General features: G+C 45.6%; 23 protein-coding genes. All 23 read right to left on the bottom strand.

What is annotated here, in order from left to right; all coding sequences use genetic code 11:
* Positions 1–216: 216 nt before the first annotated feature.
* A complete protein-coding gene (locus AC5V8P_RS08635; protein ID WP_064798076.1) occupies positions 217–1485 on the bottom strand; it encodes a competence/damage-inducible protein A in 1269 nt (422 codons plus the stop codon).
* A gap of 86 nt (positions 1486–1571) precedes the next feature.
* Complete coding sequence (gene pgsA / locus AC5V8P_RS08630) at positions 1572–2159, bottom strand: CDP-diacylglycerol--glycerol-3-phosphate 3-phosphatidyltransferase (protein ID WP_063208837.1); 588 nt, start codon at positions 2157–2159, stop codon at positions 1572–1574.
* Positions 2160–2369: 210 nt separating this feature from the next.
* Positions 2370–2861: a YajQ family cyclic di-GMP-binding protein gene (locus AC5V8P_RS08625; RefSeq protein WP_063208839.1), complete on the bottom strand. Its 492-nt coding sequence runs from the start codon at positions 2859–2861 to the stop codon at positions 2370–2372.
* A gap of 144 nt (positions 2862–3005) precedes the next feature.
* On the bottom strand, positions 3006–3170 hold the full coding sequence (locus AC5V8P_RS08620) for a hypothetical protein (RefSeq protein WP_013370749.1): 165 nt from the start codon (positions 3168–3170) through the stop codon (positions 3006–3008).
* 84 nt (positions 3171–3254) lie between these two features.
* Positions 3255–4346, bottom strand: coding sequence for a helix-turn-helix domain-containing protein (locus AC5V8P_RS08615; protein WP_064798077.1), 1092 nt, complete (start codon positions 4344–4346; stop codon positions 3255–3257).
* Between the two features lie 30 nt (positions 4347–4376).
* Entirely contained in the window at positions 4377–5123 is a 747-nt protein-coding gene (locus AC5V8P_RS08610) for a DUF3388 domain-containing protein (protein WP_034095171.1), read from the bottom strand.
* Between the two features lie 255 nt (positions 5124–5378).
* Positions 5379–5633, bottom strand: coding sequence for a DUF3243 domain-containing protein (locus tag AC5V8P_RS08605; protein ID WP_064798078.1), 255 nt, complete (start codon positions 5631–5633; stop codon positions 5379–5381).
* Positions 5634–5735: 102 nt separating this feature from the next.
* The gene (ymfI, locus tag AC5V8P_RS08600; protein ID WP_231116967.1) at positions 5736–6503 is read right to left on the bottom strand and encodes an elongation factor P 5-aminopentanone reductase; all 768 of its coding nucleotides are present in this window, start codon (positions 6501–6503) and stop codon (positions 5736–5738) included.
* Positions 6504–6526: 23 nt separating this feature from the next.
* A complete protein-coding gene (gene yfmH, locus AC5V8P_RS08595) occupies positions 6527–7807 on the bottom strand; it encodes an EF-P 5-aminopentanol modification-associated protein YfmH (RefSeq protein WP_064798079.1) in 1281 nt (426 codons plus the stop codon).
* A gap of 2 nt (positions 7808–7809) precedes the next feature.
* On the bottom strand, positions 7810–9090 hold the full coding sequence (gene yfmF, locus AC5V8P_RS08590) for an EF-P 5-aminopentanol modification-associated protein YfmF (protein WP_064798080.1): 1281 nt from the start codon (positions 9088–9090) through the stop codon (positions 7810–7812).
* A 162-nt stretch (positions 9091–9252) separates the two neighbouring features.
* Entirely contained in the window at positions 9253–10086 is an 834-nt protein-coding gene (sleB, locus tag AC5V8P_RS08585; protein ID WP_064798081.1) for a spore cortex-lytic enzyme, read from the bottom strand.
* Between the two features lie 224 nt (positions 10087–10310).
* Positions 10311–12989, bottom strand: a complete 2679-nt coding sequence (locus AC5V8P_RS08580) for an FtsK/SpoIIIE family DNA translocase (RefSeq protein WP_064798082.1) — start codon at positions 12987–12989, stop codon at positions 10311–10313.
* Positions 12990–13092: 103 nt separating this feature from the next.
* Entirely contained in the window at positions 13093–13305 is a 213-nt protein-coding gene (locus AC5V8P_RS08575) for a YlzJ-like family protein (protein WP_063208855.1), read from the bottom strand.
* Entirely contained in the window at positions 13302–14150 is an 849-nt protein-coding gene (locus tag AC5V8P_RS08570; RefSeq protein ID WP_063208857.1) for a ClpP family protease, read from the bottom strand. The genes AC5V8P_RS08575 and AC5V8P_RS08570 overlap by 4 nt, the downstream gene beginning before the upstream one ends.
* A gap of 229 nt (positions 14151–14379) precedes the next feature.
* Positions 14380–16059: a ribonuclease J gene (locus tag AC5V8P_RS08565; protein WP_013370737.1), complete on the bottom strand. Its 1680-nt coding sequence runs from the start codon at positions 16057–16059 to the stop codon at positions 14380–14382.
* A 345-nt stretch (positions 16060–16404) separates the two neighbouring features.
* The gene (gene dapA / locus AC5V8P_RS08560; protein WP_064798083.1) at positions 16405–17286 is read right to left on the bottom strand and encodes a 4-hydroxy-tetrahydrodipicolinate synthase; all 882 of its coding nucleotides are present in this window, start codon (positions 17284–17286) and stop codon (positions 16405–16407) included.
* Positions 17287–17327: 41 nt separating this feature from the next.
* Positions 17328–18545, bottom strand: a complete 1218-nt coding sequence (dapG, locus tag AC5V8P_RS08555) for an aspartate kinase (protein WP_064798084.1) — start codon at positions 18543–18545, stop codon at positions 17328–17330.
* Positions 18546–18581: 36 nt separating this feature from the next.
* A complete protein-coding gene (locus AC5V8P_RS08550; RefSeq protein ID WP_063208863.1) occupies positions 18582–19619 on the bottom strand; it encodes an aspartate-semialdehyde dehydrogenase in 1038 nt (345 codons plus the stop codon).
* A gap of 134 nt (positions 19620–19753) precedes the next feature.
* The gene (locus AC5V8P_RS08545) at positions 19754–20347 is read right to left on the bottom strand and encodes a dipicolinate synthase subunit B (protein WP_063208865.1); all 594 of its coding nucleotides are present in this window, start codon (positions 20345–20347) and stop codon (positions 19754–19756) included.
* A complete protein-coding gene (gene dpsA, locus AC5V8P_RS08540) occupies positions 20344–21243 on the bottom strand; it encodes a dipicolinate synthase subunit DpsA (protein ID WP_064798085.1) in 900 nt (299 codons plus the stop codon). The genes AC5V8P_RS08545 and dpsA overlap by 4 nt, the downstream gene beginning before the upstream one ends.
* A 209-nt stretch (positions 21244–21452) precedes the next feature.
* Positions 21453–21899: a dUTP diphosphatase gene (dut, locus tag AC5V8P_RS08535; protein WP_063208869.1), complete on the bottom strand. Its 447-nt coding sequence runs from the start codon at positions 21897–21899 to the stop codon at positions 21453–21455.
* Positions 21883–23142, bottom strand: a complete 1260-nt coding sequence (locus AC5V8P_RS08530) for a M16 family metallopeptidase (RefSeq protein WP_063208871.1) — start codon at positions 23140–23142, stop codon at positions 21883–21885. Before AC5V8P_RS08530 ends, dut begins: the two co-directional genes overlap by 17 nt.
* A 66-nt stretch (positions 23143–23208) precedes the next feature.
* Positions 23209–24038, bottom strand: an 830-nt coding sequence (locus AC5V8P_RS08525) for a polysaccharide deacetylase family protein (RefSeq protein WP_495473600.1), incomplete at its 5' end; no start/stop codon positions are given.

Here is a 24038-nt window from a genome sequence, read left to right as displayed (position 1 = left end):
ATCCTTCATTGTTTGTACTTTAATAATACCTTGTTTTGACACGCTTGCCAAGCATTTTTTCGAACATACATTCGTTTTTTTATTTCCTTTAACTCTCTTCTATATTTGCACCTGTCGCTTAAAACGAAAAAAGAACCGCTGGCAAAAGGCTTTGCAACGGTTCTTCCGATAAGAAGATTATATCACGAATATCTCTTTAAAACAACTCATCAATAATTAAGAGAGTTTCTCGTTCTCTACCAATCGGCGCCACAATCTGTACAGGATCGCTTTGACGGATCGCAAACGGATAGTCTCACGGTTACCACTCAAATTCAGCTCATATACCTCTGTTTCCTTATCGCGCTCAGCAATACCAATATACACGAGACCAACTGGCTTCCGCTCAGAATATCCAGGTCCAGCTACACCAGTAACTGAAAGTCCAAAATCGCTGTCCATGATCATTCTTGCCTGCTCTGCAAGCACAAGAGCTACTTCCTTGCTCACTGCGCCTGGCGCATGATCCCCTTCCAGATAATCATAAGGCACATTAAGCAACTTCATCTTCATTTCATTGGAATAACACACGATTCCGCCTTGAAACATAACAGCACTGCCAGGTATAGAGGTGATGTGTTCCATCAGCATACCGCCTGTGCAGCTTTCTGCCGCACTCACAGTGAGTCCGCGTTTGGCCATTAAATCTACAATAACCTTCTCTAGCGTAACATCCTCACTTGCATACATATATTCGGAAAGACGTTGCTGAATTTGTACTTCCGTGGCCGTCAGCTTAATTAAAGCTTCACTTTCACTGGCCGCCTTGGTGGAAATACGGATCGTGACTTCCCCTTCCTTGGCATAAGGAGCAATCGTGGGGTCCGTCTGGGATTGAATCAGATCTAACAAACGCGTTTCAAGAGCTGACTCACCGATCCCTGCGAATTTTAGCATTTTTGAATAAATCGACATCTCCTCACCGCTCAATGCCTGCTGAAGCAACCATGGTTTAGCATGATTTGCAAACATAGGTTTAAGTTCCTTAGGCGGTCCGGGCAAAACTACATAAAATTTACCGTCCTGTGCAATGGCATCCCCTATTGCCAAACCTGTCTCATTTTCAAGCGGAGTGGCTCCTTCAATAGAAAGCGCCTGCCGACGGTTATTCTCAGTCATTTCTACCCCGCGGTTACGGAAAAACTGATCCAGCTTGTCCATGGCAAGACGGTCTATTTGCAATTTTCGGCCTAGTACAGCCGCTATCGCATCTTTTGTCAAATCGTCCTGAGTTGGTCCCAGCCCACCAGAAAACAAAATAATATCCGCACGCTTCTGAGCAAGTCGTATCGCTTCCTGAAGTCGATCCATGTTATCGCCAACTACAGTCTGAAAATATACATCAATTCCGATGGCAGCCAGCTCTTGTGATAAATATTGGGCATTTGTATTTACTATTTGTCCAAGTAATAACTCTGTTCCTACTGCAATGATTTCAGCTTTCATCAACTCGTCCTCCTATGATGTGGGAATGATACAAAGAAACAGCAATAAGTTAAGCCTCTATTGCTGTTTCCATAAGATTTATCCTGTTAAACTTTAGAGGAGCTCAGCAAATGGATATTCTTTACAAAGTAATCAATACCCGAATAAATGGTGATTAACACAGCTGCCCATATCGCTATTAAATCAAACGGAATACCCAGAAAAACAAACGGGAAATTATTGATAAGCAGTGCTACAATAGCAACAATCTGGATGATCGTCTTTAATTTCCCCCAATTGCTTGCAGCAACCACAGAGCCATCCAATAAGGCGATCTGTCTTAGGCCCGTAACTGCAAACTCACGACTGACAATCACAACGACAACCCAGGAATCAACTTTTCCCATTTCTACCAAAGAAACCAAAATAGCAGTTACCAACAGCTTATCAGCAAGGGGGTCCAACAGCTTGCCCAAATTGGTGACCATATTATTTTTACGAGCCAAATATCCGTCAAGGCCATCTGTGCTGGCTGCTACAAGGAAAATGATAGCCGCAATCAGCTGATTATACGGCAGCTTGAAAGCGCCAATCTCAATCGGCGGCGGATAAAAATCAAAGTCCACCAGCAAAGCCAGCATCATCACCGGGATAAGGCAAATCCGCGTTATTGTAATTCTGTTGGGTAAATTCACAACACACTCTCCCCTGATTATCGTACTTGATTCAAATGGCAGCTTTCGGATTGAATTCAATCCTATGTAAATCGCTTTCGACGAGCGTTATACACCTAAAGTGTCTGCATTTTCGTTACAAGTATAATATGGTGCAAAACGCATGTCAAAATAACCTGCTGCACATCAAGCAACGTTTATTCCTACAAAATCTATGAGAGAAGAACAACTTTATTTCATGTTTGTAAATTGAAGCTCCAACGGCAGGTCAGCTTTCCGCAGTAATTGAATAATGGCCTGTAAATCATCCCTGCTTTTTCCAGTCACTCGAATTTGATCACCTTGAATCTGACTTTTTACTTTTAGCTTGGAATCCCGAATAAGGATATTAATTTTTTTGGCGTTATCCTGATCAATCCCTTGCTTAAGCGAAAGACGCTGACGCACTGAACCTAAAGAAGCTGGTTCCAATTTTCCAAATTCCACATTTTTTAGGGATAGACCTCGTTTGACCATCTTTGATTGCAAAATATCAATCACCGCATTCAGCTTGTATTCATCTTCAGATGCAATGGTAAGGGCATCTTTCTCAAGCTTGAGGCTGCTTTTGCTCCCCTTGAAATCAAATCGCGTTTCAATTTCACGCTCCGTCTGATGAACCGCATTTGTTAACTCCTGCATATCCATTTTGGAGACGATATCAAATGAATTTTCTGAAGCCATCGTTTCACTTTCCTTTCCGCAACAAAGTTCAATATCTAATTATAGGCTAGTCATTTACAAAAATCCAATAATCCGTTCACTAAAAAGGCGTCCTTGTCAGTTCCCCGACAAAAACGCCTTTCATACAATTGAAGTTTAACATTTCTAATAGTGGCTTCGCGTTGGATTTCTAAACATATCTAAAATTCCAAGCACAATGTGAGCAAGACCAAAGCCCAATATGCCATAGCCCCAAGCATTCGGAGTTAGATAATAGCCCAGTAAACTGACAATTATCCCGAGCCCAGTCACAATCCAGCTGACGGTCATAACGTATACACCTCACTTTGCGGAAAATGAAATGACTGACTTTCCAAAAATTACAGTCATTAGTATCTCCTCGCACTAAGGCATTTATTCCCCAACAGTAGTTGTACTAGAATTTGTCTCACTTTGTGTAGTACCCGTATTACTATTTGTTGTAGAATCCGTCGATGAGCCTGTCACTCCGGCACTCGCTCCAGTCGAAGAAGCTTCTCCTTGTTGGATCAACACGCGAGTCGTCGATTTATTATCTGTTATCGGTTGACCGGCAACGGAAATATCCGTGGCAGAAGACCGCCCTGATTTGATATATAAACCTTCTGGGCCAATATCGAAAGACATGGCATCTCCGCTTTTGGTCATACCGTAGCTCAGCTTTTCTCCACGAGAATTTTGTCCCTTATACACCTCAAGCCAGCTTTCGCCCGTTGCTTTAATATCAACCTTGACGGTGCCCCCTGTTGCGCTGGAGACTTTAAAGATCGTCGTTTTGCCTTGCTTACCATCCTGGGCCACAGTTACTCCCTGCGCTGGCGTGGTTGTATTCGGCTGCTGACCAGAATTTGGGGTCGTTGCATCCGTAGTTCCCGTACCCCCTGGCTGCGTTTCCCCGGGTTGCCCCGTACTAGGGGTCTGCCCGCCAGCACCATTCGGAGCCGTCGTCTGGCCATTATTCGGCTGTGCCGTAGTTGTATTTGGAGTAGACGTATTTTGTGTCGTACTTGGCGTTGTGTTTGGTGTTGTACTTGGTGTTGTAATCGGCGTTGTGTTTTCTGCTGTTTTTGGAGTGGAGTGGTTGTTACTCACCCAATAAGCATAAATAACCCCAACAATGAGAACTAGAAAAAGCCACATTAACGCTGTAGGCAACCATTTAAGATTACCAATCGTCGCGGGACGACTGGAGCGTTTCTGTGTAACAGGCTCCATGACTGCTTCCGGTTCAGGTTCAGGCACATTGCTTTGATGCCCTTCCAGAATCTCATCGGGATCCAACCCGACTGTTTCGGCGTATGTTTTAATAAAAGCTCTGACATAAAAGCTTCCCGGCAGCACTTTGTAATCGCCCGTCTCAATGGCTTCCAGATAACGTTTGCGTATCTTCGTCATTTCCTGAACATCGTCAAGGCTCAATCCTTTTTGCAGCCGGGCCTCCTTTAATTGCTGACCCAGTTCTGACATGTCATCATCTCCTTGTGTAATTACACTTATTTAAAGATCTTCTGTATAACTGGCTGTAAAGGTATCATAAATAATTTCCTCAGCCGGATTATTACGAAGTTCAATAATGATATTGAAGTCGTCAAAGCTGTATCCTGATTCACGCACAAATACATCAGGATGCTCAATCACTTTGGTACTTGGCATGCTCATGATTTCCTGAAGCAGGTGATAATGTCTCTCATTTGAGCGAATTGTACTCACAATGCCGTCAATAATAAACACATTATTAGGATTCATTTCTTCCTCAGAAAGCTGACTGCGTACCGTCTGTCGTAATAACGTTGACGACACAAAAGTCCATCGCTTCATTGCACATACGCTACTAGCAATAATGGATTCCGTTTTACCAACGCGCGGCATCCCGCGAAGGCCAATGACTTGATTGCCATCCCTCTTTAATACTTCACCCAAAAAATCGACCAGCAACCCAAGCTCATCGCGTGTAAAGCGAAAAGTTTTACGATCATCCGAATCGCGATCGATATAACGGCCGTGTCTTACTGCCAATATATCGACCAGTCTCGGAGCACGTAAGGCCGTGACTGTAATGTTGCTGGCTTTTTTTAACGTATCGCCAAGAATGCGTATTTTCTCGTCATCATCTGTTTCGAGGAGCATCCCACGTCTCTCGCCTTCAACACCGTTAATCGTCAGTATATTAACCCCCAGAATACCAAGCATGGAAGCAATGTCCCCCAGCAGTCCGGGTCGATTTTTATGTATCTTGTATTCCATGTACCACTGTTTCGTCTCTTCAGTCACCTTAGCACCTCATTCACATTCAAACCGTCAACAATGCCAAATCAAAGCATTATTGTATCATAAGATAGCATCATTCGACAAAACCAAATATTGAAATTTGATAGGCTGCATTGTGTTGTAAGCCTCAATCACGTTTATGATATATAAATTAGAATGGAATTACAAGAACAGCTCTGTAACCATTACAGAAAAGCCCCCAAAAAGGGAGCTTTTCATGTTGGTTCCTACTTATGCGTTGCTCTTGGCCAATTTAACCATTAGCCGGGCGATGGTGTGACGCTCTTCCTCATCGGCAACTCCCCACAGTTCTTTCAGTGCGCGGTTGGAGTGGTTGGCTGGATCGACCTTCTCATCCAGAAAATCACCGATTTCGTAAGCAAGCTCCGCAATGGTATCTTGACTGATTCCCAGCTTCTCTGCTTGCTCTACACGCTGACCAAGAAACTTTTTCCAAACATCAAAATTCTGAACAACTGTTGACATGCTTAAATCCTCCTTAGATGATTCAGATTTAAAATCAACAGTTGTAATATGCTCTTCACAGACGCTTACTATACTGGTGGATTCCTCCAAACGCTACCTCTCTTAAGTCACCCATCCTCCATTAGGACTTATGACCTGCCCATTAATATAACCTGACTCAGGAAGCGCAAGAAAATAAACCAGAGATGATATTTCATCAGGTCGTGCCAATCGTCCGGCAGGGATGTCTTCTTCCAAACTGTTAATTTCGCCTGCATCCAAATGATCTAACATCGACGTGTCTACCGCCCCTGGAGCCACAGCATTCACTGTTACGCCAGAAGGAGCGACCTCTTGAGCCAGCGCCTTGGTGAAAGCGTTAATGCCTCCCTTGGTCGTGGAGTACAATACCTCGCATGAAGCTCCACATATGCCCCATACGGATGAAACATTTACAATACGACCATAGCGTTGGGAAATCATATGCGGCATAAAGACCTGTGTACACAAAAAAGTTCCCTTAACATTCACGGCCATCACTTCGTCCCATTCCTCTTCCGAAACATCTGTAAGTAGCCCATAATGGGACACTCCAGCATTATTCACAAGAATATCCGGCTTCATTCCGTGATTTTCCAGTTTTTCCCGCATGCGTTCAATCTGCTCCTTACTCCGCAGATCAGCAGACACAGTCATTACCTTGCCCGAATAAACCATGCAACGACGGGCAACTTCATTTGCTTTTTCATGGGACTTCATGTAGTGAATGACCACATTCATCCCTACTGCTGCAAAACGCTCGGCAATAGCCGCACCAATTCCACCACTTGCTCCTGTAATCAGCACAGTCGTATCGCCAATAGCCTTTAATTCTCCGCCCACGGTGGTCAACGGTTTCCTCTCCCTAGAAGACATTACGGACTCACCACCAGCGATATTGCCATTTGATCCCACTGTATATGATCTCTCAGACGGCGGTTTACATCCTCAAGCGTGATACTTTCATAAACCGGAAGCAGCTGGAAAAAGTCACTGCCGCGGAAGCGATGTCTTGTAAACTCATGTGCAATATTTTCAGGAGAATTGAGGGTGCGTAAATAACCGCCGATCTTCTTTTTGCGTGCTCGTTCAAAATGTTCTGCTGTAAAACCCTGTTTCTGAATAGATTCTACCTCTTCTCGTATCCTAGCCAACAGCCGATCAGGATCTTTGGTATCCCCGCCGATCGCAGAAAATGCATACTGTTGCGTGCTGTTGTACTCGTGGCCAAAACTATCCGAAATCAGATCTTCATCGTAGAGCTTCTGATATAGCTGTGTGCTGGAGCCAAACAAGAGATCAAGCATCAGCTTGGATTCCAGATCATGACGGAGCAACGCTTCACCTGTTAGACCTACTTCAGCCTCCTTGAATCCAAAAAGCAGCTTTGGCAAAGAAACAGCCAGCTTTACCTCACGACGCGGTTCTGCAACTGTCGTGGGTTCTTCATCGAAAATCCGCTCGATCTCTCCCTGCGGCTTATAGTCCTTTTTCGCCTGATTATTACGCACCAATTCGATGACTTCGGCTGGGTCCACTCCACCCACTACAAAAAGAATCATATTGCTCGGATGGTAAAAAGCTTCATAGCAACTATACAGTGTTTCCTTCGTAATCGTACTGATGGATTGAACAGTACCTGCGATATCAATATGCACCGGATGAACCTTGTACAATGCCTCAATCAGACCAAAGTAACTTCGCCAGTCGGGGTTATCTTCATACATATTGATTTCCTGACCGATAATGCCTTTTTCCTTCGCCACATTTTCATCTGTAAAGTAAGGATGCTGAACAAAATTGACTAGTGTCGTCAAATTTTCTTGAATTCGTTCGGTTGCCGAAAACAGATATACGGTCTGATCAAAGCTCGTAAATGCATTCGCCGATGCTCCATTAGAGGAAAAGGTAGCAAAAATATCTCCTTCAGGCTCTTCAAACATTTTATGCTCCAAGAAATGGGCTATGCCATCCGGCACTTTAACGGGCTGTTGACCTTCCACCCGGAAATGATTATCAACCGAGCCGTATTTAGTCGCAAATGTGGCATACGTCTTCTGAAATCCCGGTTTGGGCAACACATACACGTGTAGGCCATTATCCATTACTTCATAGTACAGCGTCTCCTGCAGGTGCTCATACGATATATGCTCCAACGCTATTCCCCCTTCTGGTCTCTCAAGAAATATATAGTGTCCAGTCGGAACGTCCGGGCGGCATCCTGAACATCGTGCACCTTGACCGCCTCCACCTGGCTCAGTAGCTCCTCTACCGTCCGATCTTTGCCGGAAAGCTGTCTGTTAAAATCATAGGCAATCATTTCAAAAGCGGAGTCCTGCATTTCCTTAAGCAAGTTGCGTATCATCGCCTGCGTTTGGGTCATTTCCAGCTCGGTAATCGCTCCATTTTGCGTATCTTCCAGTTGCTTGCGGATGATAGTTACCGCCTTTTCATAATTAGGAATTTCGATACCGGATTGTATTGTGCCAATGCCTTTATGCCCGTCATACCGCGACGAAGCATAATACGCCAAACTCTCCTTCTCCCTTACATTGACAAACAGTTTTGAATGCGGATACCCACCCAGAATGCCATTGTACATCAGGGCAGAAGCATAACGTTCATCACCATACGTAATCGGAGTACGTAGTCCCATGTTGAGCTTGCCTTGGTTCACATCCAGACGCTCTACTATGGTTTGAACATCACGTTCTACTGATTTGGGCTGTTCAGGTACATATCCCGTTTCCGCCATGCGGTTTAATTCAAAATAGCGATCAACAAACTTTTCAACTTCTTCCAGCGTGGTATCCCCCACAACGTATAAATCCATACTGGCATTATTCAACCATTCTCCATAAGCCTCGTACAGATTTTGTGCATTTATGCTGTCCAGATCAGATCGTTGACCAAGAGGATGCAGACGATAAGGCTCATCCTTGCACATCTCCTCCAAACAACGCTCCCCAGCATAACGTATTTTATCGTTAACTATAGATTCCAGCTTCTTACGAACATTTTCTCGCTCCTGCTGTACATATCCTGACTGAAATACGCCGTTTTCCACTGCAGGCTTCGTCAGAACTTCTCCCAGGAAAGCAAAAGAACGATCCAGTAAACTATCTGAGCTGCTTACAAAACTGTCATTAATCGTATCCATGCGAAATTGTACGATCTGATAATCCCCACGTTTGTATACATCGAATCCAAAACCCGCACCATACAATTGCTCTAGCTGTTCTCTGAATTGTGTAGTCTGCGGATACGATGCTGTACCCCGTCGCAGAACGAAAGGTACCAATCCCACACGAGTTACAGTTTCCTCACGTAGCGGAGTACCTACATACAACGATATAGCGAACGTCTTAAAGCGCTTGGTCGGCAGTACATGAATTCTCAGTTGTCTGCGTGTGCCACGCTCGAAACCTGTTTTGTTCAAGTCCAAAACTCCTTTGTGACGTCAATTTGCGTCTAGCCTTTGATTAGCATTAGCTGCTGTACGTCTTTTCCCTGTAAAGAGGTAAAGTGTACCAATCTTTATTCTAACCATGCAAAAGCCAAGAAGCAACCGGAGACAAGCTCCCGGCTGCTTCGGCGTTTTTTACATGCAGAAAATATGTTCCCCGATGGTTTTTACCTGCGGACGGCTCCAAATCCATTTGGAGGTGGCTGTTTTAGGGTTAAAATAATAGAGACATCCTCCGCTTGGGTCCCAACCATTCAGAGCTTGGCGTACTGCCTTTTGCGCAGTCTCATTCGGCGTGAGCCAAATTTGGCCGTCTGCTACAGCAGTGAAAGCACCCGGCTGAAAAATCACTCCTGACGGTGTATTTGGAAAACTGGGCGACTTGACTCTGTTCAAAATTACAGCCGCTACGGCCACTTGTCCTTCAAATGGCTCGCCGCGCGATTCACCATAGACCGCATTGGCCATGATTTTAAGATCGTTTTCGGATAGTCCCATGGTATTGGCCGATCCCATCGTTTCATCATTATTATTGGCTGCCTGACCCTGATTAGAACCTTGGTTTTTACGATGCATCGGCGTTTCTGTTGGCTTCCAGTGAGGAGTAGCGTTCACCAGTTTTAATTTGGTTTTCGCACCAACTACTCCATCGGGTTTGATACCAAATTCCTTTTGAAAACCCTTGACAGCCGTTAGTGTACTGCTGCCAAAATGGCTGTCTACTGCCCCGCCAAAAAAACCCAGCAGCTTCAATCGTGATTGCAGTTCATATACATCCTGACCATAAGAGCCAAAATCAACCGCTTCTGAACTGAATGTCGGCTGAACAGGCTGTGCTGCTTGTACTTTCTGCTGTGTGCTCAGCGACTCTGCTTGTTGCTGTACAGAGTCATTTTTAAAAAGTCCTGTGTACGTAATAGCCGAAGCTGCGAGGATACCCGTGCAAATCCAGACCATTGTCTTTTTCATATGCTGTGCTCTACCTTTCTTTTGTGGGATTAACAGGATGGCTACGTTTATTATGACAAGCTCCGCTAGAAGCTATTCACCCTTTTAATCTTCTTTCAGCAGGCAGGCCCGCACCTCAAAAAACAACAGAAAAAAACGCTATTTGCGTACATGGAGTTGTCAAATTTAAACAACCCATCATGCGTACAAACAGCGTTTAAATGAAATGCTGATAAAGATAATCCTCAGGAGCTAACTTTATTCTGCTGATATTGCTCCATTGAGATAAGTACCTCACGAGGCTTACTTCCCTCGTAAGGACCGATGACTCCGCGAGCTTCCATGGAGTCAATCAGTCGGGCAGCACGTGTATAACCGATCCGCATACGACGCTGGAGGAGTGAAACGGATGCTTGTTTAGCCTCTAAAATGATGTTGACAGCTTGATCATACAACTCATCCAGCATTTCATCCGCATCAGTGGATACCTCTTCCACCTCCGGCACTAGCGTTTCATCATACTGCGCTTCACCCTGTTCACGTACATAGTTAACGATGTTCTCCACTTCCTGATCACTCATAAACGCTCCCTGAACACGGACTGGCTTGGAGGCTCCCATCGGCATGAACAGCATGTCACCACGTCCTAGCAGCTTCTCAGCTCCGCCCATATCCAGTATGGTACGGGAATCCACCTGCGAGGAAACGCCGAAGGCAATGCGTGAAGGAATATTAGCCTTAATAACCCCTGTAATTACGTCAACCGAAGGTCTTTGTGTTGCAATAATCAGATGGATGCCTGCTGCACGCGCCATTTGGGCAAGTCGCGCAATCGCATCCTCTACATCTCCTGCAGCAACCATCATCAAATCTGCCAGCTCGTCCACAATAACGACGATGTAAGGTAGAAATGCATCCGGGTTATCTTTCATCAGATTGTTGTAGCCCTCAATATTACGGGTGCCTGATTTGGAAAACAACTCGTACCTTTTTTCCATTTCCACTACAATTTTCTTCAATGCCAGTGAGGCACGCTTTGGATCAGTCACGACTGGAGCCAATAAATGGGGGATTCCATTATACACGTTCAACTCCACCATTTTGGGATCGACCATCAGAAATTTTACCTCATCCGGCTTTGCTTTGTACAAAATACTCGTGATGATGCCATTAATACACACCGATTTACCTGAACCCGTAGCTCCAGCCACAAGCAGATGGGGCATCTTGGCTAAATTGCCAACAATCGTTTGTCCTGCAATATCACGCCCGAATGCAATTGACAAATTGGAAACCGATTCTTGGAAAACAGCCGTCTCCATGACCTCACGCATAGTTACGATAGAAACTTCATTATTCGGAACTTCTATCCCTATAGCGGATTTACCAGGAATAGGTGCCTCCATACGGATATCCTTTGCAGCAAGCGCAAGTGCAATGTCATCCGTTAGACTCACAATGCGGCTGACCTTCACACCAATGTCTGGCTGTATTTCATAGCGTGTGACGGCTGGACCACGGACAACCTCCAGCACTTTCGCCCGAACCCCGAAGCTTTCCAGCGTCGCTTCCAGCTTGCGTGCTGTCTGCATGTAATCCTTTTGCCCCATACCTTTGCCTGCATTTTGTGGTTTGGCAAGCAAACGGAACGATGGGAGCTTGTACGGCTTAGGCGGCGGTGGAGCCGGAATAGCTACATTGTTGCCTTCGGCTTCCCCGTCTGTTCCCCCGCTAGCAATCGTCTGTGCCTGTTCCTGGACTTCTTCTGATACCCCCTGGATTGTTGCCGAATCGTTCATATCCTTATCCGCATCGGCATTCTCAAAATTACGATCCAGTGGTTCATCAATAATGGAGTCGTTCAGTTCTCCCGCTGTCAGGGACTCTCCAGGTTCAGCCCCTGATCTTTTTTCTTCATTTTTCACTTGCTCAAAGAAGTCCCTAATAATGGGTGATCTTTTTACTGGCATTGAAGCTTCCTGCTCAGCGTGCTCGACCAAGTCAGACATCTCTTCATCCTCGTTGCCATTTCTCCACTTGGGCTGCACGTCGCCAGCTTGATATAAAAGATCTTGTTCATCCTCATCCGCATGGGCAGGTTGTTCTTCCTTGTCCGCCTTATCTGTATTTTTAAGACCAAACAACTGGAAGAAAATTGGCTGTTTGCGTGCTGGAGGCTGCATCTCATCAAAGTCATCATCCATATCTTCCTCATAGGCAGGAATAGGCTCGGCTTTGGGTTTTCTGCTTCCACTGCCTTTGCTAGATGCAGAAAGTGGAGTTGCTTTTCCAGCCCATTTTTTTCGCACACTTCCCCCGGCTGTCAGCAGCTTGGTCTTTACAATCCGCACTAATTCCACATAGGACAGTTGGGTCATTAGCATAAAACAAATGACGAACATGACAATCATGATCAGCTTAGCTCCTGTTAGACCAAACAGCCACAACAGAACGGTAAGCTGCAAGGCGCCAACGTAGCCCCCGCTAATATCCTTATTCAGCATAGAGGTATGTCCTTGCTGATCAGGCGACAGTAATTGCTCACGCATATCTATATGTATCTGGCTCATCACTCCGCCCGGCTGAAGCGCGTTGATCGGACCTAAACGCTGCTCCATGGATGAGATAGAACTCATAAGTGTAAAGGCAAATACCAACAACAGCAAACCCGTCTTTCGCGAGTTCCACTGGTTCGGCCACTTGCGGTGAATCATCACCATCAGACCATAATAAATGCCAATCAAGGGGATCACAAAATAGAATTTCCCCAATACAAGCCCAAACATCTTGGATAGCGACCGACCGACTGCCGCTTCACCCGACAACGCAATGACTGCCAATGTAATCAGCACAATGCCGTAAATTTCATATTTTAAAACTCCACCAAATATGGCTTTCTTTTTTCTTTTTCTTCTTCTGGACATACAAGGTCACCCCCCAGAAGAATATTATACCACGTCACTCGCTATCCGCACATATGTTCTTTTTCAGCAGTAAATGACCTATTCCTGTACGATTCGACAGCTTCTATGACCACTCGATAACCTGACCTGGTCCATAACGAGGATTGAGGTAGGCTTCCAATGGACAGTCCAACAGCCTTACAATGATCCCTCGCCGACTTTCAAGCGGCTGTACCTGCATGAGCAGACCGTTTACCCGCACCTCTACAAGCTCCTCTGCCTCCTTCCACATTCCCTCCCATACCAATTCCATCGGCATTACAGTATACAATGTCATTGGGGCAGCTCCTTGCTGTGCTCACTTGAAGGAGTTCCTGTAGGGTTGCCAGTTGGATTGGGTGAAAAAGAGGCATACGGAGTCTGCTGCGGAGTCCCAGTCATCCCGTTTTGCTGACGGCGCGCCTCAATGATGGTATTCAACTGTTTTAGCGCCTCTCCTATACCACCAACTGCATCCATCAAACCGTATTTTACAGCATCAGCTCCTCCAACTGCTGTACCAATATCACGATTTAACTCTCCGGTTTTGAACATCAGTTCCTTGAACCGCTCTTCTGTAATACGGGAATGAGAAACGACAAATCGGACGACACGCTCCTGCATTTTTTCCATATATTCAAAAGTTTGTGGGACTCCAATGACCAGGCCGCTCATACGAATCGGATGAATGGTCATCGTCGCACTCTCGGCAATGTAAGAATAAGTAGATGATACGGCAATCGGCACACCGATGCTATGTCCTCCACCTATGACAATGGTCACTGTTGGTTTACTCATGGATGCGATCATCTCAGCAATAGCCAGTCCTGCCTCTACATCACCACCAACTGTATTCAGCAAAATCATTAATCCTTCGATACGTGGGTTTTGTTCGGCCGCTACCAACTGCGGAATAATGTGTTCATATTTTGTTGTCTTGTTTTGAGGCGGTAAGATGAGATGTCCTTCAATCTGACCGATAATCGTCATGCAAAAAATATTGGACTCGCTTCCGGGCATGGAGGTTTGACCTAGCTGCTGTAAAGCCTCCATCGCAGGTAAGGCGGGTCTTTGTCCAACTTCTGGTTGTTCTGGCGCTTCCGTTTCCTCGTTGCTAGAAAATATATTGCTGTAATGTTCCATGTGGGTGATCTTCCTTTCGGTTTACGCATCTATGTGTCCCGTATTCACTCTATAGTATGGGATGGAAATGGAATATTTTATACTCCCCCCCGTGCCTTTCCTCAACCCGAAAATCAAAAAAAGCCTCTCTCCCCGCGGAAACCGTCCAATATTTCCTGCGGGGAGAGAGGCGACTGTGTGCCTGTGACTTAAGTTTTTAATTCCAGTTTTCGAACATATTTCAATTGAATCACACTTCCATTATAATTGGCAGAATCATCGGTCTGCGACGGGTTTGCTCATACAAGAAGCGACCCAGTGCATCCTTGACATTTGTCTTGAGGGAAGCCCATTCATTTACATTTTCACTCATGAGCTTATGCAGTGTACTTGAAACAATACGATTTGCTTCATCCAGCAAACCTTCTGATTCACGAACATACACGAAACCACGGGAAATGATATCTGGACCCGACTTAATGGTGCCATCTTGCTTGCTCAGTGTGACAACCACTACCAAAATACCGTCCTGTGACAATAATTTGCGGTCGCGCAATACGATATTTCCTACATCGCCTACGCCTAGTCCATCGATCAGTACGTTACCTGCTGTAACCTTACCAGCTCTGCGTGCTCCGCCATTCTGAATTTCAATAACTTCACCGATATCCGTGATAAAGATATTTTCAGGCTCGATGCCTACTCCTTCAGCAAGAAGAGCGTGACGACGCTGCATTCTGAACTCACCGTGAATTGGCAAGAAGAATTTTGGTTTCATCAGATTCAGCATCAGCTTGAGTTCTTCCTGGCTGCCGTGTCCAGAAACGTGGATACCAGGATTAGCTGCGCTGTAGTAGACATTAGCACCTAGACGGAACAGCTCATCGATAGTACGTCCAACATATTTTTCATTACCTGGAACCGGAGTAGCTGCGATGATTACGGAGTCCCCTGGAAGAATATCTACTTTACGATGGGTCGAACGAGCCATTCTTGTCAAAGCCGACATCGGTTCACCTTGACTACCTGTGCAGAGAATAACTACGCGATCCGCTGACATTTTGCCAACTTCTTCAGGCTCAATCAGCATTCCATCTGGAATTTCCAAATAGCCCAAATCAGAAGCAATACCTACAACATTAACCATGCTGCGACCAATAACTGTTACTTTACGTCCGGTTGCTTCAGCAGCATTAATGACTTGCTGAATGCGATGTACGTTCGAAGCAAAAGTGGCTACGACCACACGCTGTCTCGACTTGCGGAAAATATCTTCCAGCACAATGCCAACGCTCTTCTCCGAAGGTGTAAAGCCCGGTTTTTCGGCATTGGTACTGTCTGACAAAAGAGCCAGTACGCCACGTGTGCCAATCTCAGCCATACGCTGCAAATCTGCATATTGTCCGTTCACCGGAGTATGATCAAATTTGAAGTCTCCTGTATGAACAACAGCGCCTTCAGGAGTATCAATGCAAACACCTACGGAATCAGGAATACTATGGTTGGTTTTGAAGAAAGTTACTTTCAATGTCGAGCCCAGCTTGATTTCAGAATCAGCATTGATCAAAATACGTTTGGTTTCACCAAGCAAATTCGCTTCCTTCAGCTTGTTTTCCACCAATCCCAGCGTCAATTTGGTACCATATACAGGTACATTCAAATGTTTCAGCACGTAAGGCAAACCGCCGATATGGTCCTCGTGACCATGTGTCAGCACAATGCCTCTTACTTTGTCGCGGTTCTCTGTAAGGTAGGAAATATCAGGAATAACGATATCAATGCCAAGCATGTCCTCTTCCGGAAATTTCAAACCAGAATCCACTACGACAATGTCATTGCCGTATTGAACGACATACATATTTTTCCCGATTTCACCGACGCCGCCCAAAGCGAAAATCATCAATTTATCGTTGTTTGTTTTTTTAGACAAATGAATCTAAACCTCCTATGGTAGTTGGACGTCGTACCTTGATTTGTTATTTAATTTTCAAAAAAATACCGCACCCAGTCACTTGACCCCATTATACATGATTAAAATACGAAAAAACAAGTCATCCTGTTCGTTACGCTAGGTTTCCCATTGACTTCTCAAACCATAAGTATATGTCATTTTATCTACATACCTGGTTAACAGCACAGCAAAAAGGACGTTCTAAAAGAACGCCCTTCATGACCGAGGACCTTGTCAGACGATAACCCAGTCGGTGTTATACCTACCAGTTGTCTTTAACAAGGTTACTCCTTATATTCATCAACATGTTACCTCTATTTCATTTTAGCGGGTAAATAAATTCTTAATAAACTCCGCTTCACCCTCAGTAGGAGGAATAAGCGGCAAGCGAACAGAACCTACCTTAATCCCCCGTAGTTCTAGTGCATACTTTACAGCCACCGGATTAGGTAAAGGATGCGGACAGTTGAACATGCCCTTAAAAATCGGAAACAACTGCTGATGCAGTTTTGCTGCCTCCTGTGCGTGTCCCCCCACAAATGAATCCATCATCCGCTTCATTTCTGCACCTATCACGTGACTCGCTACGCTGATAATGCCATAAGCACCTACAGCCATGGCAGGCAGTCCGGATGCATCATCCCCGGAGTAAACCAGAAAACCTTCTGGTGCTGCCGCTGCAATCTGTGTAACCTGTGCAAGTGATGCACATTCTTTGGTTCCTACAATGTTCGGAATTTGTGCAAGTCGCAGTGTCGTTTCCACTGTTAGGCTCGAACCGGTACGGCTAGGAACATTATACAGTATAGCTGGAAGGGATGTGGAGTTTGCAATACTTTGGAAATGCTGATACATTCCTTCCTGATTCGGTTTATTATAATATGGCACTACCAGCAGCACACCGTCTGCTCCCGCCTGCTCCGCAGCACGGGTGAGATGGATGGAATGACGTGTATTATTGCTTCCCGTTCCGGCAATAATTTTACACCGCCCAGCTGCTTTTTCTACAACAAATGCAAACAACTTTATTTTTTCATCATCGCTCAGAGTAGGAGACTCCCCTGTTGTTCCAGATACAACAAGTGACTCTGAATGCTGTTCTTCTATTAAGTAATCAATCAACGAGGACAATGCAGTCCAGTCAATCTCTCCTTGCTGATCAAAAGGTGTCACCATTGCGGTAATCAATCTGCCGAAGTTCACCATGCTGCCTCCTTTTTTTGCAAGTCCGAGCACGAACAATGCGCCTATTGATGGAGTTCAAATTTATTATGCAATGCACGTACAGCCTGCACCATATCTTCTTTTTTAACAAGTACCCAGATCGTGGTGTTGGAATCTGCCGATTGAAGGATCTGTACGTCTGATTCTGTCAACGCCTCCACAATTGTCGCCATAATACCTGGTACCCCGTTGATACCACCGCCTATGACCGAAACTTTAGCACACCCTGCCAGTATCTTAGGCTCTAGACCTAAACCGTTAAGTACTTCAACTGCTTTGCTTCCATCATTGTCAAATACGGTGTAAACCGCGCCTGATGGAGTTACATTAATGAAATCGACGCTGATTCCATGTTCAGCCATAGATTTGAATACTTGTAATTGCAAGTGCTCAAAACCCGACTTTAATTCAACATTAATTTGAGTAACATTGCCGACATACGCAATACCGGTCACGAAACGGTCTACGATATCTGCCTGCACGTCCTTAAAGCCTTCCGGATGGGTAACCAGCGTCCCTTCTCCTTCGGAGAAGGTAGAGCGAACCCGGACCGGAATATTAGCCTGCATGGCGATTTCAACAGCACGAGGATGGATCACTTTTGCTCCCTGATGAGCCATATTACAAATTTCCGTATAGCTAACATGTGCAAGCGGCTTCGCATTTTCCACAATACGTGGGTCTGCGGTTAATATACCGTTCACATCCGTATAAATATCAACCATATCCGCATGCAGGGCAGCACCAAGAGCAGTAGCTGATGTATCGCTGCCTCCCCGACCAAGGGTTGTCATATCACCGTCCGCAGTTTGTCCCTGAAAACCTGTCACAATGACAACTCTGCCTTGGTTCAGCTCTTCCACAATGCGGTCTGGCTTTATATCTAAAATACGAGCATTGCCATATTGATCATCCGTAATAAAGCCTGCCTGTGCTCCAGTCAGCACCGTAGCAGGGATACCTTCCTTCTCCATCAGGCTACATAATGTAGCGGCGGAAATGATTTCACCACAGCACAGCAGTAAATCGCGTTCGCGCTTTGGAAGACTGTCGCCGTTTGACGCCGCCCAATCCAGCAGCGTATCTGTGGCATAAGGCTCCCCTTTCCTCCCCATAGCCGACACAACAACAACCAATTGAAAATTTTGCTTCAGTTCCCGCTTCACATGTGCCAGCACAAGTTGACGCGCTTCAGGCGTGGATAGCGAGGTCCCCCCAAATTTTTGCACCAAAATACCCATTATTCTTCCCCCATATTACTCCCTGCTTTAGGAACGTTACTCCGCATTTGCAGCAATAATCTCCGCGATTTGCACCGCGTTCCATGCCGCTCCCTTGAGCAGATTGTCGGATACGACCCACAAATTCAAACCACGGCTATTGCCCAAATCACGACGTACACGCCCTACGAATACGTCAGGTTTACCTGCCGCTTCGGATGCCAGCGGATAAAGCTGGGCAGCAGGATCATCTACCAGCGTTACTCCAGGTGCGGAAGCCAGCAGATTACGGACTTCTTCTAGATCATAATCTTTTTTAAGCTCTACATAGACAGATTCCGAGTGACCGTATACAACGGGAATACGCACACATGTAGCTGTTACGTCTACAGAATCGTCACCCAGTATTTTTTTCGTTTCGCGTACCATTTTCATTTCTTCCAGTGTATAACCATTATCCTGGAATTTATCGATTTGCGGAATAGCATTGAAAGCAATCTGATGCTTTACTGGCAACGAACCTACCGGCAGCAGATCTGGCTGAACGTCATCACCGTTAAGAATTGCTGCGCTTTGACGATTCAATTCATCAATAGCACGGCTTCCAGCACCGGATACGGCTTGGTAGGTGGATACTATGATGCGAGAAATGCCATACTGATCATATAATGGTTTCAAAGCAGCTACCATCTGAATGGTAGAGCAGTTCGGGTTAGCGATAATTCCCTGATGCTCGGCAATCTTGTCGCTGTTCACCTCAGGTACTACAAGAGGAGCAGTCGGTTCCATTCGAAATGCGTTGGTATTGTCAATGCAAACCGCTCCATGACGAACAGCATGCGGCGCCAGTTCCTTACTTACATCTCCGCCTGCACTAAACAAAGCAATGTCGATTCCTTCAAAGCTGTCGGGGGTAGCAATTTCTACTGGAATCTGCTGACCTTTAAAGCTAATTAACGTGCCGGCAGAACGAGGCGAAGAAAGAAATTTGATTTTGTCCACCGGAAAATCTCGTTTTTCCAGCAGATTTACGATCTGTTCTCCTACAGCGCCTGTCGCTCCAACGACAGCTACATTAAACTTTCTATTGCTCATCTGGTGTATCTCCCCTTCTCGACTAAAAAACCATTTTTTATTCTGAAAGCATCCACCGCCAACAAGAAATTAGACCCGATGGATTATCGAATCGTCTTCTAGGCGAGGGATGCTCAGCAGTTAACTATAGTACTTCATAGGGTCTTGCGTTCCACAATCATCGGCTGAATCTGTCTGCCCTGCAATGCTTCATAGGCAGCCTCTGGAATCAACTCCATATGGGCTACAAGCGAGTTCGGCTTCTTGACTGGATTATCCTGTCCGAACGGCACAAAAAAGATGTTCTTGGCTATTAGTAACTTGGCGATATTGGCAGCATTTAGACCAAGTCCATCATTAGTAGATATGGCTAAAAGAAGTGGACGACCATTGCGTAAATGCGCCTTGGCAGCCATTAAAACCGGACTGTCTGTCATCGCATTCGCTAACTTGCTCATCGAATTCCCGGTCAAAGGTGCAATCACCAGCACATCGAGCATTTGGGAGGGTCCCAGTGGTTCTGCCTCCACAATTGTAGAAATGATATCATTCCCTGTTATATCTTTCAACTGTTTTTGCCAACTTTGCGAAGTACCAAAGCGAGTATCCGTTGTTAGTACGGTATTGGATATAATCGGAACGACCTTCGCACCCTCATCAACAAAGCGCTGTATAACAGGCATTACCTCTTCAAATGTGCAATGTGAGCCTGTAATTGCATAACCTACCGTTTTCCCTTGCCAACTCATTGTGCATCCCCCCGATCAGGATTATCTTCCATTAACAACTGCACCAGCGTATTCGCTATAATAGTACCAGCAGTTTTGGGAGCAACAATACCAGGAAGACCGGGGGCAAGCATAGCCGTAATTCCACGCTTTTCTGCATATCGGAAATCACAACCGCCTGGGGCGGAAGCAAGATCTATAATCACGGTGCTCAGTGGCAATTTAGACAGGATTTGCGCTGTGATAATCATAGAGGGTATCGTATTAAAAATCAAGTCAACCCCCTTTGTCTCATTCGCTAAATCCCTTGTCATAAAAGGCTTCCAACCCATCTCCACAGCTCTCGCTGCATCCTCTGCCTGCCGTACTCCAACTCTCACTTTGGCTCCCAACCCCTGTAGTGCCCTTGCCATGGTAAATCCAGTCCGTCCCATGCCTAGAACCATACACTCTGCACCATGAATCGTAAAATCAGTATGCTGAATTGCCATCATCAGTGCGCCTTCAGCCGTAGGTATAGAATTGTATATGGCCACATCATCTCTGTCCAGCAGCTCAACCAGCTTCAATTCATGTCTGGTACAAATTTCTTTTAAGTACGCTCGTGCCATCCCTGTATATACAATGCAATGCGGTGGAAGAGCAGCAGCATGCTCATTCAGAAACTGAAGCTTTTGTGTTCCGAAGAGTGCACTCACGTTGCCTTCCTCATCGCATCCCACCACCGGCAGAATCAGTGCGTCTGACGATTCCAGCAGCTTGACAGACATTGACTCTAATGTGACTCCTTTGAGTGGTACTTCGAGCTTGTCAAAGCCAATCACAGTGACGGTAGCATCCATGTCCACACATTTGCGGATTACCTCAAGCTGCCTCGCATCCCCACCCAAAACAACGATGCGCATTCCTGTTAGCATCCGGATCACTCCTTTCCGAGACACGATATGCTTTTAGTCTATGCAGATGCCCGGGAAGGGGTGAAAAAACACACAAAAAAAAGCCGCCCCTCTACGGAACGACTGTTATGTGTATGCTTACTCTAAAGCGAGTAATATTGAGACTTTTATAAAATGGACAATTGCACTGCATTACGTTACATTGCAAGTTTTGCAAGTGAGCCGCAAATTCAGCGCCCTGTATGACCAAAGCCTCCAGCCCCACGCACGGTTTCAGACAAATGATCTACTTGCTTCAGCTTGACCTCAGGCACAATCTGAAATACCATTTGTGCAATTCGCTCATTGCGCGTAATGGTGAACGGTTCTTCGCCTAAATTGATAAGAAGCACCTTAATTTCCCCACGATAATCTGCATCAATCGTTCCAGGTGTGTTAAGACAAGTAATACCATGCTTGAGAGCCAGTCCACTACGAGGACGGATTTGTGCCTCTAATCCTGCTGGCATAGCTATTGCAAATCCAGTTGGAACGAGACAACGTTTGCCGGGTTCCAGAACCAAATCCTCCTGTACTGCTGCATACAAGTCAAACCCGGATGCTAGCTCTGACATTTTGCGGGGTAGCTCTATATCTTCATTGCCCCCGAGTCTGTTAATTTCAACGTAAGTTAACAAAATAGTCCCTCCTCATATCCTTAACCGCTGAATCACTCGCTCCGACCATGGACAGAGCAAACGGCTCCGAAAACATCCGATCCAGCACTTTGTTCACATCATCAGCCGTCACTTGATCGATGTGTTCGATCATTTGATCCAGCGTATAATGCTGACCTAACATTAACTCATTCTTTCCAAGACGATTCATTCGACTACCTGTGCTCTCAAGGCTTAAGATCAGACTTCCTTTTAGCTGCTCCTTGCCTTTCCGAAGCTCAGTAGCGTCCAAGCCGTTGACAGCCACATCTCGCAACAGCTCCAGCGTCAAATCGAGCACGTCCTTTGTTTGCTTAGGAGCCGTACCTGCATAAATCGTGAACATTCCACTATCTGCATGGGAGCTATGATAGGAATAAACCGAATAAGCCAGTCCACGTTTTTCACGAATTTCTTGGAATAAACGTGAGCTCATGCCCCCGCCGATCGCGTTATTCAGCAAAACCATAGCATACTGAAGATCGTCGCCTATTGCAAATCCAGGCAGGGACAGACAAATATGATTCTGCTCTGTTGCTTTCTCGTGATACAACAGATTACCGTTAAATGCGGGTACTGTCAGTGGCGAAATGATTCCGTGATTATCGAAATGCCCAAAATGTTGCTCCAGCAATTCTACAAGCCGATCGTCAACATTACCAGCCACACTGATAACTGTATTGTCGATTGTATAGTGCTCCTTCATATATTGGCTGAGATGTGAGCTATCCAGAGCTAGCAGATGATTTTCGGTTCCGAGAATCGGATAAGCCAGTGGATGTTCACCATAGGCCGCCAGAGAAACAAGATCATGCACCATATCATCAGGTGTGTCCTCGTACATGGAGATTTCCTCCAAAATCACATTTTTCTCTCTTGCCAGCTCTTCCCCATCCAATTTGGAATGAAAGAACATATCAGACAGTACATCGACCGCGATCGGTAGATGCTCATCTAGCACTTTCGCGTAATAACACGTATATTCCTTCGAAGTGAAAGCATTAACATTTCCTCCGATGGCGTCAAATTGCTCAGCGATTTCCTTAGCACTAAAACGCTCGGTTCCTTTGAAAAGCATGTGTTCAATAAAATGAGAAATACCGCTATTGTCCGGTGTCTCATTTCGGGAACCGGTTTTAACCCAGATGCCGAAAGAAACAGAACGCACGGTTGGAATTTTTTCAATGACCACTCTTAGGCCGTTTTTGAGTTGAATTCTTTCCACGCTTGGCCCTCCTAAACTGAATTGCATACTTAGCCATAATGTTCAATCCTAACAGAAAAAAGACGTTCACTCAACCGGAGGTGGTAGCTGCCGATCAGGGGAAAGCGTCTGACTGACTGTTCCAGGCACAAGTCCTTTACTGCGAATGGCATGAATCATGCCCTTGAGAGCAGCAGCGGAGGAATCTGTTGGGTGCATCAATATCAGGGAGCCGGACTCCACCTTACTGCTGATTTTATGAATCACCGATTCCGGCGATGGATGTCTCCAGTCTACGGTGTCTAAAGTCCACAGTACTGTTTTGAGCCCATGCTCTGCCGCGATATCCACCGTTTGTTGATTAAAATCGCCTGATGGAGGGGCAAACCAATTATTTTTGACACCTAAAGTTTGTTGCAGAAGCTCTTCCGTCTTTTCGATTTCTTGTACGGCTCTAGCCCGGCTCAGGCGGCTCATATCCGGATGAGAGTAGGCATGATTAGAAAGCTCATGTCCTCTTTTTTTAATTTCCTTGGCGAGTTCAGGATTTTTCTTCAGCCAGCTTCCATCAAGAAAAAATGTGGCCTTCACCTTCTCCTGATCCAATGTATTCAATATAGGCTCAATAAACTCATTCCCCCATGCTACATTGATCATGAAGGATACCATTGGTTTTTCAGGATTGCCCCTGTAAATTGGCACATTGCCCAATTGATTTAAATGTATTTTGGGTGCCAGTTGGCGATATACATATTGAATAGGCCGATCTGGTGCTGCAATGGCTTTGCGATAGGTAGCATCCACATCGACCTCTAGTCCGTTATAACCTGGGATAGCCTTCCACACCCTGTCGACCTTGGCATCAACTGGCTCCCTCCGCTGACGCGCTGCTTCTGTCTTTAATCGCTGCATAAGCG

The sequence above is a fragment of the Paenibacillus sp. N119s genome, from assembly GCF_059447605.1.
This window is presented reverse-complemented; position numbering and strand designations above follow the sequence as displayed.